At 42.4% G+C, this 13,482-nt stretch carries 9 protein-coding genes, 1 tRNA gene and 2 rRNA genes; 5 read left to right on the top strand and 7 right to left on the bottom strand.

Features of this window, described 5'->3' with window-relative positions:
* Nucleotides 1–28: 28 nt before the first annotated feature.
* The 3 genes from ACZ48W_RS07085 to ACZ48W_RS07075 all read right to left on the bottom strand — a co-directional run bounded on the left by ACZ48W_RS07085 (nt 29) and on the right by ACZ48W_RS07075 (nt 5,094).
* Nucleotides 29–2,903 (bottom strand): 23S ribosomal RNA (locus ACZ48W_RS07085).
* A 425-nt stretch (nt 2,904–3,328) separates the two neighbouring features.
* Nucleotides 3,329–3,404: transfer RNA gene (locus ACZ48W_RS07080), tRNA-Ala, on the bottom strand.
* Between the two features lie 178 nt (nt 3,405–3,582).
* Nucleotides 3,583–5,094 (bottom strand): 16S ribosomal RNA (locus ACZ48W_RS07075).
* The 16S and 23S rRNA genes sit together here with 1 tRNA gene alongside, the layout of an rRNA operon.
* A gap of 367 nt (nt 5,095–5,461) precedes the next feature.
* Between ACZ48W_RS07075 and ACZ48W_RS07070 the strand changes: the two genes are divergently transcribed.
* The 5 genes from ACZ48W_RS07070 to pyrE all read left to right on the top strand — a co-directional run bounded on the left by ACZ48W_RS07070 (nt 5,462) and on the right by pyrE (nt 8,308).
* Nucleotides 5,462–5,638: a hypothetical protein gene (locus tag ACZ48W_RS07070; protein ID WP_464827646.1), complete on the top strand. Its 177-nt coding sequence runs from the start codon at nt 5,462–5,464 to the stop codon at nt 5,636–5,638.
* A 73-nt stretch (nt 5,639–5,711) separates the two neighbouring features.
* Entirely contained in the window at nt 5,712–6,398 is a 687-nt protein-coding gene (locus ACZ48W_RS07065; RefSeq protein ID WP_464827644.1) for a Bax inhibitor-1/YccA family protein, read from the top strand.
* A gap of 257 nt (nt 6,399–6,655) precedes the next feature.
* Nucleotides 6,656–6,997, top strand: coding sequence for a preprotein translocase subunit SecG (gene secG, locus ACZ48W_RS07060; RefSeq protein ID WP_464827642.1), 342 nt, complete (start codon nt 6,656–6,658; stop codon nt 6,995–6,997).
* 145 nt (nt 6,998–7,142) lie between these two features.
* Nucleotides 7,143–7,700: a ribosome recycling factor gene (gene frr / locus ACZ48W_RS07055; RefSeq protein ID WP_464827641.1), complete on the top strand. Its 558-nt coding sequence runs from the start codon at nt 7,143–7,145 to the stop codon at nt 7,698–7,700.
* Between the two features lie 2 nt (nt 7,701–7,702).
* On the top strand, nt 7,703–8,308 hold the full coding sequence (gene pyrE / locus ACZ48W_RS07050) for an orotate phosphoribosyltransferase (protein ID WP_464827640.1): 606 nt from the start codon (nt 7,703–7,705) through the stop codon (nt 8,306–8,308).
* A 35-nt stretch (nt 8,309–8,343) separates the two neighbouring features.
* Here pyrE and ACZ48W_RS07045 read toward each other — a convergent pair whose 3' ends face one another.
* The 4 genes from ACZ48W_RS07045 to ACZ48W_RS07030 all read right to left on the bottom strand — a co-directional run bounded on the left by ACZ48W_RS07045 (nt 8,344) and on the right by ACZ48W_RS07030 (nt 13,481).
* Nucleotides 8,344–8,853 (bottom strand): PAS domain-containing protein, encoded by a 510-nt coding sequence (locus tag ACZ48W_RS07045; protein WP_464827638.1) that lies wholly within the window; start codon nt 8,851–8,853, stop codon nt 8,344–8,346.
* A 62-nt stretch (nt 8,854–8,915) separates the two neighbouring features.
* Nucleotides 8,916–11,246, bottom strand: a complete 2,331-nt coding sequence (locus ACZ48W_RS07040; RefSeq protein ID WP_464827637.1) for a helicase HerA domain-containing protein — start codon at nt 11,244–11,246, stop codon at nt 8,916–8,918.
* A 131-nt stretch (nt 11,247–11,377) separates the two neighbouring features.
* A complete protein-coding gene (locus ACZ48W_RS07035; protein ID WP_464827635.1) occupies nt 11,378–11,977 on the bottom strand; it encodes a PulJ/GspJ family protein in 600 nt (199 codons plus the stop codon).
* Complete coding sequence (locus tag ACZ48W_RS07030; protein ID WP_464827633.1) at nt 11,970–13,481, bottom strand: GspE/PulE family protein; 1,512 nt, start codon at nt 13,479–13,481, stop codon at nt 11,970–11,972. Before ACZ48W_RS07030 ends, ACZ48W_RS07035 begins: the two co-directional genes overlap by 8 nt.
* Nucleotide 13,482: the final 1 nt, after the last annotated feature.

The following is a 13,482-nucleotide window of genomic DNA, read 5'->3' as shown; positions in this document are numbered from 1 at the left end:
CTTAATAAGGTAGTACCTATTGAAGAATAAAGTAAATACAAACGATCTATTAGTACTGGTCAGCTAAATGACTTACATCACTTACACACCCAGCCTATCAACGCAGTAGTCTTCTGCGGATCTTCAGGGATGATTCATCTTGGAGTTGGCTTCCCGCTTAGATGCTTTCAGCGGTTATCACATCCGAACATAGCTACCCAGCGATGCCCTTGGCAGGACAACTGGTACACCAGTGGTTCGTTCACCCCGGTCCTCTCGTACTAGGGGCAACTCTCCTCAATCATCCAACGCCCACGGCAGATAGGGACCGAACTGTCTCACGACGTTCTGAACCCAGCTCGCGTACCGCTTTAAATGGCGAACAGCCATACCCTTGGGACCTGCTTCAGCCCCAGGATGCGATGAGCCGACATCGAGGTGCCAAACCTCCCCGTCGATGTGAGCTCTTGGGGGAGATCAGCCTGTTATCCCCGGCGTACCTTTTATCCTTTGAGCGATGGCCCTTCCACACAGAACCACCGGATCACTATGACCGACTTTCGTCTCTGCTCGACATGTACGTCTCGCAGTTAAGCTGGCTTGTACCATTATACTCTGCTGTCGATTTCCAACCGACATGAGCCAACCTTTGTAAGCCTCCGTTACTTTTTAGGAGGCGACCGCCCCAGTCAAACTACCCACCAGACATTGTCCTCCGCCAGGATAACTGGCGCAAGTTAGCAATCAGAATATATAAGGGTGGTATCTCAAGGATGGCTCCGCTGCAGCTAGCGCCACAGCATCAAAGCCTCCCACCTATCCTGCACAAATATATCCCAATTGCAGTGTCAAGCTATAGTAAAGGTGCACGGGGTCTTTCCGTCTTGCCGCGGGTAGGAGGAATTTTCACCTCCACTACAATTTCACTGGATCCCTGGTTGAGACAGCTCCCATCTCGTTACGCCATTCATGCAGGTCGGTATTTAACCGACAAGGAATTTCGCTACCTTAGGACCGTTATAGTTACGGCCGCCGTTTACTTGGGCTTCGATCAAGAGCTTCGCCGAAGCTAACCCCATCAATTAACCTTCAAGCACCGGGCAGGCGTCACACCTTATACATCCTCTTACGAGTTAGCAAAGTGCTGTGTTTTTGATAAACAGTCGGGAGGGACTCTTTGTTGCAACCTCTTTTGCTTTCTGGAGTAAATCCATATACAAAAGTAGGCACACCTTATTCCGAAGTTACGGTGCTAGTTTGCAGAGTTCCTTAACCAGGGTTCTTCCACGCGCCTTAGAATACTCATCTCACCCACCTGTGTCGGTTTACGGTACGGGCAACTAATAATACACTTAGAGGCTTTTCTTGGCACGACGGTATCAACGATTCTGAATCAACTCCGAAGAGCGTCATCAGCCTGTCAGGTCTCGAAAACAGCCGGCGGATTTTCCTATCCAGCTTATCTACACCCTTCGAGCCACTATTCCATCAGTGACCTCGTTTAACCCTATGCGTCCCCCCTTCGTACTAAACTATCAGTTGGTATTGGAATATTAACCAATTTGCCATCGCTTACCCCTTTCGGACTCAGCTTAGGACCCGACTAACCCTACATTGACGAGCATCGTGTAGGAACCCTTGGGTTTACGGCGAACAGGATTCTCACCTGTTTTATCGCTACTCATGCCTGCATGCTCACTTCTAGCCGCTCCACCACTCCTTACCGGTATGGCTTCAATGCTGACTAGAACGCTCTCCTACCACTTGTACTAATGTACAAATCTACAGCTTCGGTGTCTATTTTAGCCCCGTTATATTTTCGGCGCAGAATCGCTAGACCAGTGAGCTGTTACGCTTTCTTTAAAGGATGGCTGCTTCTAAGCCAACCTCCTGGTTGTCTAAGCAACTCCACATCCTTTTCCACTTAAATAGAACTTTGGGACCTTAGCTGGTAGTCTGGGCTGTTTCCCTTTCGACATAGGATTTTATCACCCTACGCCTGACTGCCATGAATTCACATGAGGTATTCGGAGTTTGACTGGGTTTGGTACCTTGGTATAGGCCCTAGCCCAATCAGTGCTCTACCCCCTCATGCTTCGAACATGACGCTATACCTAAATATATTTCGGAGAGAACCAGCTATCACTAAGTTTGATTGGCCTTTCACCCCTATCCACAGGTCATCGGAGAAGTTTTAAACCTTCACCCGTTCGGTCCTCCACTAGCTCTTACACCAGCTTCAACCTGCCCATGGATAGATCACTTAGTTTCGGGTCTACAGCAACTAACTAGCGCCCTATTAAGACTCGCTTTCGCTACGGCTTCGCGTTTGCTTAACCTTGCTAGTCACCATAACTCGCAGGCTCATTATGCAAAAGGCAGTCCATCACCCCGCATATAGCATGGGGCTCTGAATGATTGTAGGCAGATGGTTTCAGGTTCTATTTCACTCCGCTTGCCGCGGTTCTTTTCACCTTTCCCTCACGGTACTGGTTCACTATCGATCCTGGAGTAGTATTTAGCCTTGGAAGGTGGTCCTCCCATATTCAGTCAGGGTTCCACGTGTCCCGACCTACTCGAATAGTCTATGATTAGTTTTCGTATACGGGACTTTCACCCTCTGCGGTCAAGCATTCCAGCTTATTCTACTAACACCTCAAAGATTTTAGGGCTAATCCCATTTCGCTCGCCGCTACTTTGGGAATCTCGGTTGATTTCTTTTCCTGTAGGTACTGAGATGTTTCACTTCCCTACGTTCGCTCTCTCGAAAGAGTGACATGATTCGCACCATGCCGGGTTGCCCCATTCGGAAACCCGGGGATCAAAGCTTCTTGGCAGCTCCCCCCGGCTTATCGCAGCCTAGTACGTCCTTCATCGCCTCTCCTGGTCTAGGCATCCACCATCTGCCCTTAGATTAATTTACTTAATTCTAAGGTACTACCTTATTAAATGCAAAATGAACTCTTCTGTGTTTCCACGTTTGGTTCGTTTTTGTATGTTTAATAAGTCGAAGATTTCTTACGTCTTCTAAATATTGAGTTTCTTGCACATGAAAGATATTAATTTCTAAAGATAATTCTTTATAGTTAATATGTTTATGTTAAATTGTAATTTTTTGTAAAATCTGACTTAGTAAAATAAATTACTTCGTCTCGTTTTGCAACATTACGTTAGACTCTTAACAATAATAAGTTAAATAACTTTAGGTGTAAAACCTAATTCAAACTCTTTTCTAAGAACTTGAATTAAGTTTTTCATTCCACGTGATTTGGTGTAGATTGTGCAAAATGTTTTTGGCGAAGCGTACTAAAGTACGTGAGTCAAAAACTTTTGTGCAATATGCATCAAATGGTGGAGAATAACGGGATCGAACCGATGACCTCCTGCGTGCAAAGCAGGCGCTCTCCCAGCTGAGCTAATTCCCCAGAATTAGTGATAGTGACAGTGGATAGTGATAGACTATCTTTCTCAACTATACTTTTAAGTCAAAGATCCCAATGATCTTAGACAACCAAACATAAGTTATTGATTGAACAATTTAAACATCTCATTGTCTTATTTGTTGTGATGATGCACTGTGAGGTTACATCATCTATACTCTTGAAAGGAGGTGATCCAACCGCAGGTTCTCCTACGGTTACCTTGTTACGACTTCACCCCAGTCGCTGATCCCACCGTGGAGGGTAGCCAGTTTAGCTTCCCCGCTTCGGGTGAAATCAACTCCCATGGTGTGACGGGCGGTGAGTACAAGACCCGGGAACGTATTCACCGTAGCATAGCTGATCTACGATTACTAGTGATTCCAGCTTCATGTAGTCGAGTTGCAGACTACAATCCGAACTGAGAACAGGTTTATAGATTTGCTCCACCTCGCGGTATCGCGTCTCATTGTCCTGCCCATTGTAGCACGTGTGTTGCCCTAGCCGTAAGGGCCATGATGACTTGACGTCGTCCTCACCTTCCTCCTCCTTGCGAAGGCAGTCTCACTAGAGTCCTCGGCCGAACCGTTAGTAACTAGTGACGAGGGTTGCGCTCGTTGCGGGACTTAACCCAACATCTCACGACACGAGCTGACGACAGCCGTGCAGCACCTGTATAAAAGCTCCCGAAGGCACCACTCCATCTCTGGTGTGTTCTAATATATGTCAAGGCTAGGTAAGGTTCTTCGCGTATCTTCGAATTAAACCACATGCTCCACCACTTGTGCGGGTCCCCGTCTATTCCTTTGAGTTTTAATCTTGCGACCGTACTCCCCAGGCGGAATGTTTAATGCGTTAGCTGCATCACCGAATAGACTAGCTACCCGACGACTAACATTCATCGTTTAGGGCGTGGACTACCAGGGTATCTAATCCTGTTTGCTCCCCACGCTTTCGCGCCTCAGCGTCAGTACTGTTCCAGAAGATCGCCTTCGCTTTTGGTATTCCTAGTTATCTCTACGGATTTTACCCCTACACAACTAATTCCATCTTCCCCTCCCAGACTCTAGTCTGACAGTTTTGGATGCAGTTCTACGGTTGAGCCGTAGGCTTTCACATCCAACTTATCAGACCGCCTGCGCGCGCTTTACGCCCAGTGATTCCGAGTAACGCTTGCACCCTCCGTATTACCGCGGCTGCTGGCACGGAGTTAGCCGGTGCTTATTCATATGGTACCGTCATTATCTTCCCATATAAAAGGAGTTTACACACCGAAATGCGTCATCCTCCACGCGGCGTTGCTGCATCAGAGTTTCCTCCATTGTGCAATATTCCCCACTGCTGCCTCCCGTAGGAGTCTGGACCGTGTCTCAGTTCCAGTGTGGCTGATCATCCTCTCAGACCAGCTAGGCGTCATTGTCTTGGTAGGCCATTACCCCACCAACTAACTGATACCATATAGTCTTATCCCTTGGCGAAAAAACATTTCCCAATCTACATTAAGTAGAAAGGAGTATGGGGTATTAGCAGTCATTTCTAACTGTTATCCCCCTCCAAGGGGCAAATTAACTATACATTACTCACCCGTCCGCCACTTAGCTGACATCCTAGTAAACTAGGACCGTTCTCGTTCGACTTGCATGTGTTAAGCACGCCGCCAGCGTTCACTCTGAGCCAGGATCAAACTCTCCATTAAAAATAGAATGGTTTGAACCATTGTCAGAATCACTTAAGTTATTCTACTTAAGTTAATTCATATCACTTTTATTATTTTAAAAAAGTGCAAAAATTAAATCTCAAATAGACGTTGATTTGTTTACTTATATTTGGTTGTCAAAGATCATTCATCAACACTCTTCCTAGCAACTCGCTAGCCGTCCATGTGTTGTTGGACGCGTATTATAGCACCGAAACTTTCCCTTGTCAAGGGTTTTTGTGAAAATATTTGAAATTTATTGAAAAAAATTCTTTGCTTACATTATTATATTATTAATAACACTTTCATATCTTTTTTTAAGACAACTTTATTTACAATAACCATCAACTATAATTAAGGACTTTCTATGCGATCATTATTTATTTTTCTTATTTTATTGATTATCTCCGGATGCATGGAGACGCCTGAACTTTCTCCCTCCAAAGAGAAGGTAGCCAAAGACCAGATAAAATCCAATCAAACGGAAGCAGAAAAGGCACAGAATGAGTATCTTAGCCTCCAGAAACAACGTAATATCGAATAAAATATTCTATTAACCTTAGATTAATCTGACTCCACTATACTTGCACTAAATTCAATAATTTAGAAGGAATACAATGGCTTTATATGATAGAAATTATACATCAGCAGAAGCTGCTTATGTACAAGAAGGGGCTTCTATAAGTTTTATGAAGCGAACCTACCAACTCTTGGCTGCTAGCATGATAGCTGCAGCAGCAGGGGCTTATGTTACGATGCCTTATGCAGAGACCGTATTACAATATAAATGGTTTATTTTCGGATTTGAACTCTTTATGCTTTTTATCGGGCTCGGTATGACAAGAAATAAACCCGGATTAAATCTGGCAGCACTTTTTGTCTTTACTTTTGTTACAGGTATCTCTTTGGTGCCGCTTTTGGCTTCATTGATAGGCGCAGGAAACGGTGCAGTAATAGGAAATGCTTTCTTGATGACTTCTGTTCTTTTTGGTGCACTTAGTCTTTTTGCGATTAACAGCAAAACAGATTATTCCAGTTGGGGAAAACCACTTTTTATTACGCTTATTGTGGTTATCATTGCTTCACTTGTCAATATGTTCATACTTCAAAGTCCTATAATGCATGTTGTCATTACAGCGGGTATCTTGCTTTTATTTGGTATCTTTACTATCTATGATACGCAGAATATTGCCAATGGGGCTTATGACTCACCTGTAGATGCGGCTGTCTCCCTTTACCTGGATTTCCTCAATATGTTCACCGCAATACTTCAACTTCTTGGCATTTTTGGCAGTGATGACTAATAAAAATTGGGATTGGCATCTTTAAAAGATGTCATATCTCAACCAGCAGGAAACTGTCAAAGATCATTTTTGATCATTTTTGATCATTTATATCTCTACCAGTACTCCATAACCAAATCTCAGATCCCAAATTTATTTTATTACTTTACTATACCATTATTGACGGCTTTATCACTGTTTCAATATAGTTTGGGTATAATCGCCAAAATTATACCCGATTTCAGTTTGGGCTACTTAAATAAAGTAAAGAGGAATAAATGACATCAACACTTTTAATCGTACAAATCGTATTGGCAATTGCTATTACAATCGCTGTACTGCTGCAGAAAAGTTCAAGTATAGGGCTGGGTGCTTACAGCGGAAGTAACGAATCTGTATTTGGAGCAAAAGGCCCTACAGGATTTCTTGCAAAACTTACATTTTCACTTGCCTTTCTTTTTATTGTAAATACATTGACTTTAGGGTATCTTTATACTTCAGAAAGCAGCAGTTCAGTTGCGGACACTATCGTTCCTAAAAACAATGCAGCTGTTCCAGCTGCCCCTACAACCCCAGCAAGTACAGCACCTGCTGCTCCAGCCGCTCCAACAGCCAACTGATATCTAAAAAATTTCGACAAGAAGGCATAATCCCTTCTTGCTATCTTTCTACCCCCCATCCATAGCATTCCTTAATAGATCAATGAAGTACATAAAAAGGTAAAAAAGGGTAAAATTTCCCTAAAATAATACCAAGGAGATGGTTATGGTAAATGAAATTTTCGAACACACAACTGAAAATATGCAAAAAAGTATAGAGGCCTTGAAAAGAGACTTCGCTACACTTAGAACAGGAAAGGTCACAACGGGGATCGTAGATAATATCAAAGTAGACTATTACGGTACAATGACCGCACTCAATCAAGTAGGAAACGTTATTGCAACCGATGCTACTACCATCAGTATCACACCATGGGAAAAGAATCTTCTCGGAGCTATTGAAAAAGCTATCCAGGAAGCAAATATCGGTGTGAATCCAAATAATGACGGAGACTTCATTAAACTCTTTTTCCCGCCTATGACATCCGAACAGAGACAAGAGATCGTAAAGCAGGCAAAAGGAATGGTAGAGCATGCCAAAATTGCTATCAGAAATGTTAGAAAAGACGGTAATGACAAGATCAAAAAGCTTGAAAAAGAGAAAGAGATCAGTGAAGATGAATCTAAAAAAGCCCAAGAACAGATACAAAAGATCACTGATGAGCATATTGCCAAAGTAGAAGAAGCGTTTAAAAACAAAGAAGCAGATATTCTAAAGGTATAATAATGAATGTAGAACAGGTCTATAAAGATGCCAATGCTCTGCTTGACGGACATTTCCTTCTCGCAAGCGGCAACCACTCTGCACGTTATCTTCAAAGTGCAAAAGTACTAGAGTATCCCAAAAAGGTGGCTGAACTCACTGATGCACTGGCAAAGATGATCCGTGATTCAGGGATCGAAGTCGATACTGTCTGTGCTCCGGCACTGGGCGGTGTTCTCGCAGGATATGAACTGGCACGCTCATTGGATGTCCGCTCTATCTTTGTTGAGAAGAAAGAGGGAGGTATGGAGCTGCGTCGCGGTTTTGAAGTACGTCCCGGAGAGAAGATCATTATCTGTGAAGATATCATCACAACAGGCGGTTCTGCACTCAAAGCGGCACAGGCCATTGAAGCACTCGGTGCAAAAGTCGTTGCATTTGCTTCTCTTGCAAACCGTGGATTCTGTAAACGTGTAGGTGGTCAGAATGAAGCAAAACCTGAGTGTAAGCTTCCAAAGGATCTACCACTCTTTTCACTGGAAGACTTTACTTTCGAAATGTTCAGTCCTGAGGAATGTCCTATGTGTAAAGAAGGCAGTATCGCTGTTAAACCTGGGAGCAAGAATTAATTCTAAAACCGGGTATCAGACTATGATGCCCGGTTTTAGAAACTGCATGAACCTCTTCCAAGATATACTTCTCCGCAGTATTGACTCTTCTGTCCCGTATTATTTGCTTCTTTTAATTTTTTATACTCTGAAATTACATTCAAAAGTTCTGATTCTTCAGGTTCTTTTCTGGTAGACATGTAGCCTATGATATTTTGATCATTATCAAATTTCGGCTGGATCACTGTTTTTGTCCAATAAGAGATCCCCTCTTTGGAAATATTTCTTACATACCCACTCCATGTTTTTCCGGATGATGTCATTTGACATGCATCTCTAAAAATATCTTCAGGCATTTCGGGATGCATATGAATACAATGCGGAAGTCCTATCAATTCCTCTTTGAGATAACCGCTTGTTTCTACAAACCTTCTGTTTGCATAGGTAATATACCCTTCTTTATCTGTTTCAAGTATCATGGTCTTTCCTGTATAAGAAAATACTTTGTCCTGAACTGCATGACGCTGTACTATATTGCCGGTATTTCTATTTGTATATGTAAGCATTTAGAACATCCTATGTTTAAAGATAATATTTTATTATATTATAAGTTATTTTAAACTTCTCTTTATCTTCTCCATACTATGGCACATATCTCTACATCTATATCCGTCTTGCGCGGTTTTATTTTAAATGTTTCAATTTCACAATTCTCTACATCAAATTTATCATTTAATGCATCTATCTTATCTTCAAGTTCATATTCCAATGCTTCAATATCATCCTTAATAGCTGCCATCCGTGCTTCTGCTCTACTCATATCTCCCCGTTCTTTGAGTATTTTGCTGCCCTTGCTGACCGCACGTCCTATCTTTGCAGGACTGGTACGTCCAAAAAGGGCTCCAAGTACAGCGATCCCTGCTTCTATCATTGTTCCGGTGGAATCTGATGCTTCTTTATCTACACGCTCTTTCGCACGAGAAAGTCTTGCCAAAAGTGTTTTCTCTTTCGTACTATAACGTGTCTGGAGTTTTTCTATTTCGATCTCCTTCTTCTCCTGTAAAGTATCCTGCAGCCTTACAATAAAATCTGAACGGGACTCTCCTGTTTTGGACTCCAATTTGGGTGAAGTACAACGGAAAAGCTCTATATTTTCTTTTTGATAAAGGGTTTCCTTGAGTTCCCGTATAGCTCTTTTCAATCCTTTGTCTTCCAGAACAATATTGGGAAGTGCATAAAATTTTGCACCTGTAGGTGCAACTGTAGGAAAGTGTGTAAAATTCACTTCTTCCCCAACTGCATCCTCCCAGGAAAGAATTTGCTCTTTTCCATCCAGAGCAAGAAAGAGACAAAGCTCTTTTTCCTCATCGATCCCTCTGCGCTGCTGATAAAAATGTACTTTTACTTTCGCTCCCAATGTTGGAGAGAAGATATTTTTCTGTGTTGCATCCGGTTCATAATACTGCGGTATCGAGTCATCTATATGTTGAAAACTTTCCAGTCCATCATGTTTCCGTATCATGGTATCTACTGTTTCCGTCTTGAGACTCCGGCTCTCTTTTTGTGTTTGCATCAATGCAGATATCTCATCTCTTTTCAATGGCCCCTTAAGGTAACTCATAACCCAGCGCGTACTGAAAAGACGGATATCATCCAAGTGTGCACTCTTGAGAAAGAAAGTTCTCTTTTTCAGATTCGCCAATAACTGCCTGATCTCACTTTTATCAAAACTGGAGCCTACTTTTCCTCTAAGTCCATCTATCACTCTCTCTATATCCTGGGTTGTCTGCAATCGTCCTATGAACCATGTACCGATATTTGAAAGCCCTTTGTAATCCAGATCTACCGGATTTTGGGTACTGAGCACCACACCGACACCAAAGGCCCGTGCCTGCTTCAGAAGAAGCAGCATCGGTTCTTTGCTCGGCGGATTTTTGGTGGGAGGGAAGAAGCCGAATATTTCATCCATATAGAGTAGTGTTTTAAGTGCTGATGTACCGCTTTGACGACGCATCCATGCAATATATTTGTTCAACAGCAATGTGACAAAGAACATACGCTCCTCATCATTCAAATGGGAGATAGAGAAAATAGCCACTTTTGCTTTGCCGTTTTCATCGTAAAGAAGCTTTTGAATATCCAGATTGTCTCCTTGCATCCAGAGTGAAAAACTGGGACTTGCAAGAAGAGAATTGAACTTTGTTGCAAGTTTAAAGCGGACATCTTGCGGATAAAAGTCATCCAAAGGAAGTACCCCTATCTTTTTAAAGGAAGGGTTAATGATCTTTCCTATGATACTTTCTATACCCAGATCCTCCCCTTCCAACCAGGATTTTGTAATGATCTGAGCAAGAAGGATATACTCTTTTGAGTCCAAAGGATCAGCATCTATCCCTACCAGTGAAAGAAGACTTGTTGTTGTACTTTTGAGATAGGAAGCAAATGTATCACTGTCTTCCATAATCTCTGAAGGAGGTGTCTCCAGCGAAGACATAATATTGACCGCTACTCCGGCAGAACTTCCCGGGGTATAGATAGTCTTTTTCACCTGGTGAAACTTTTTTACCCGTTCAGCCGTTTGTCCGGAACTTTCTATGCCTTCTTTCCATATACCGGATATCTTTTTCGCATACTCACCTACATCTGCTTCTTTGGCGTTTGCTTCATCTTTTACCCATGGCTCAAAAGAGGTTGAAGAGAAACTGGGATCCGTAAGGCAGAGGTCACCCATGTCTCCTTTTGGATCTATGATGATCGAAGGAATATTGTCGATCACTGCTTCTTCTATGATGCCTACCCCAAGCCCTGTCTTACCGGAACCTGTCATACCTATAATGGCAGCATGTGTTGTAAAATTCTTGTTTTTCAGCAATGTAAGTGCATCCGTTGCTTCCATTGTTGTTTTATCTACATCTCTTCCCAGATAAAACAGTCCTAACTTTTCATAGATCTCTTGCATACAATCTTCCTTTTGCTTTTGTAAAGGGTTTTTGAGTCGTTCCAGGCACATCTTCCGGACTTATTTGATCGATGATTTTTGGATATTCTCTCAATTATTGTAACAGAATTTAGAGGGAAGAAAGCTTACTTTTATGCAGGAGAGGGAGTAGAAAGATTTGTATCTTTCGGAAGTATCGGAACTTTCTTTTCGATCTTTTTGGATTTTTTCTTCTTTACTGCCGCGGAAACACCCTGCACCATAAAACTGATCGGTTCTTTGCTTTTCTCCTGCAAGAGTACCAGAACCTTGTCTTTTTGATAATAGACATCAAAGGTCTCCAGATCTTGCATCACAGGATCGACTTCCACTTTGTCTTCTGCTCCCAGAGGAAGAGTATAGGCATTTCCTTCCACCCGCAGCAGTGTATTATCCCTTTTTAATACAACCCAGCATACTTTTGCCACAGGCAATGCATAGAGAGAATTTTGGGTTTTTTCTATACACAGCCTGCTAAATTCATCTTTTGTGATATTGATATTACCATCAGAACTTAAAATATCCAAATAGAGTGTTTGTGTGACTTTACTGACTTCTTTGGATTTTTCCAAATAGGTAAAGAGGTGCTGGTTGGAATCTTGCAGCAGATCTACACTTTTGTAAAGTGCAGGGAGAATAAGTCCAAGAAGTGCAATAGAGATAAGCACCTCTATCAGCGTAAATGCACTTCGGTTAGACATTTTTTCAGCCATCCATCAAGCCGACACGGATCGCTTCTTCATAACTTGTCTCTCCTGCCAGAAGCATCTCTTTAAGCTTATCTGCAATCGTTTTCATACCATTCTTTTTCATTACTTCCCTAACCTGATGGTCATTGAATCCGTCTTTCATCATCTCTTTTACGTTATCATCGATAATAAAAAGTTCACCTATTGCCTGTCGTCCTTTGTAGCCTGTAAAATCACACTTTTTACAGCCCACTGCCTTGAAATAGGACTTCTCTGCCGGTACATCTATCTCTTCGGCAATCGCCGGTGGCAGTAATGCTTCTTCTTTACATGCTACACAGAGTTTTCTGGTAAGTCTTTGTGCCAATACACCTAAAAGTGTGGCAGAGATAAGAAAGTTTTCTATGCCCATATCCATCAGACGGCTCAGAGAGGAAGTCGAATCATTTGTATGCAGAGTAGAGAGAACAAGGTGCCCTGTCAATGCAGATCGCAAAGCAATATCTGCTGTTTCAGAATCACGGATCTCCCCTACCATGATAATATCCGGATCTTGTCTCAGGATGGATCGCAGACCGGCAGCAAAGGTAAGTCCTACTTTTGTATTGACCTGTATCTGACTGATGTTGTCTGCATTGTACTCTACAGGATCTTCTACCGTAATGATGTTTTTATCCGGCGTTGCAATATGCTGTAAACAGGCATGCAGTGTGGTGGATTTACCTGAGCCTGTAGGTCCTGTAACAAGCAGCATTCCGTGTGCATGGTTTAAAAGTCTGTAAAGGTTTCGTGTTATATCATCCTGAAATCCCAAAGATTCAAGTGTCGGGATATGTTCACTCTGTGCCAGTATCCTCATGACCACCCGCTCTCCATGATAGGTAGGAAGGATAGAAACCCTTACATCCAGTGTTTTGCCTGAGATACTGATCTGTGTACGGCCATCCTGGGGTACTCTTTTCTCTGAAATATCCAGATTGGAGATAACCTTGATACGGTTGATCACCAAAGTCACAATACTTTTTTCCAGATCAATATGCTTTTTAAGTGCTCCGTCTATACGCAGCCTTACTTCACCTTTTTTTTCTCCATTCTCTATATGGATATCACTTGCACCTTTCTGAAGTGCCTGAAAAAAAAGTGAATTGACCAGTTTGATAATGGGTGCGGATTCTTCACTTGAAAGCAGATCCTGTGAATTTCGGATGAATTCCAGAAGATCTGACTCTACTTCTATGAGTTCATCCGAAGTAGTTGACATCTCTTCAAAGTCAGACCCTGTCTGGATCTCCAGAAATTTATTTTTCAGCCTTTCAAAACTCTCTCCATCAAGCAGTACTATAGGGTAATCCAGTGAAAGTTTGGAAAGATGGTTGAGTGCATCTGACAATGTCTCCTGCTCTACAACAGTCCTTTTCTCTCCATCTATCATACTGAAAAGCAAAGAGTGCTTCAATGCAAGCTTATGGTTTATCTCTTCTTCCCATAAAGGGTCAAGGTTCACATCCTGTAGGCGGGGGAACTGCATT

Source organism: Sulfurovum aggregans (assembly GCF_055385215.1).
Note: the sequence above shows the minus strand (reverse complement) of the source record. Positions and strands in the feature narration are given on the sequence as shown.

Coding starts and splice junctions, on each gene's coding strand:
- ACZ48W_RS07070 (WP_464827646.1), top strand. CDS start 5,462: ATGCGATCATTATTTATTTTTCTTATTTTATTGATTATCTCCGGATGC.
- ACZ48W_RS07065 (WP_464827644.1), top strand. CDS start 5,712: ATGGCTTTATATGATAGAAATTATACATCAGCAGAAGCTGCTTATGTA.
- secG (WP_464827642.1), top strand. CDS start 6,656: ATGACATCAACACTTTTAATCGTACAAATCGTATTGGCAATTGCTATT.
- frr (WP_464827641.1), top strand. CDS start 7,143: ATGGTAAATGAAATTTTCGAACACACAACTGAAAATATGCAAAAAAGT.
- pyrE (WP_464827640.1), top strand. CDS start 7,703: ATGAATGTAGAACAGGTCTATAAAGATGCCAATGCTCTGCTTGACGGA.
- ACZ48W_RS07045 (WP_464827638.1), bottom strand. CDS start 8,853: ATGCTTACATATACAAATAGAAATACCGGCAATATAGTACAGCGTCAT.
- ACZ48W_RS07040 (WP_464827637.1), bottom strand. CDS start 11,246: ATGCAAGAGATCTATGAAAAGTTAGGACTGTTTTATCTGGGAAGAGAT.
- ACZ48W_RS07035 (WP_464827635.1), bottom strand. CDS start 11,977: ATGGCTGAAAAAATGTCTAACCGAAGTGCATTTACGCTGATAGAGGTG.
- ACZ48W_RS07030 (WP_464827633.1), bottom strand. CDS start 13,481: ATGCAGTTCCCCCGCCTACAGGATGTGAACCTTGACCCTTTATGGGAA.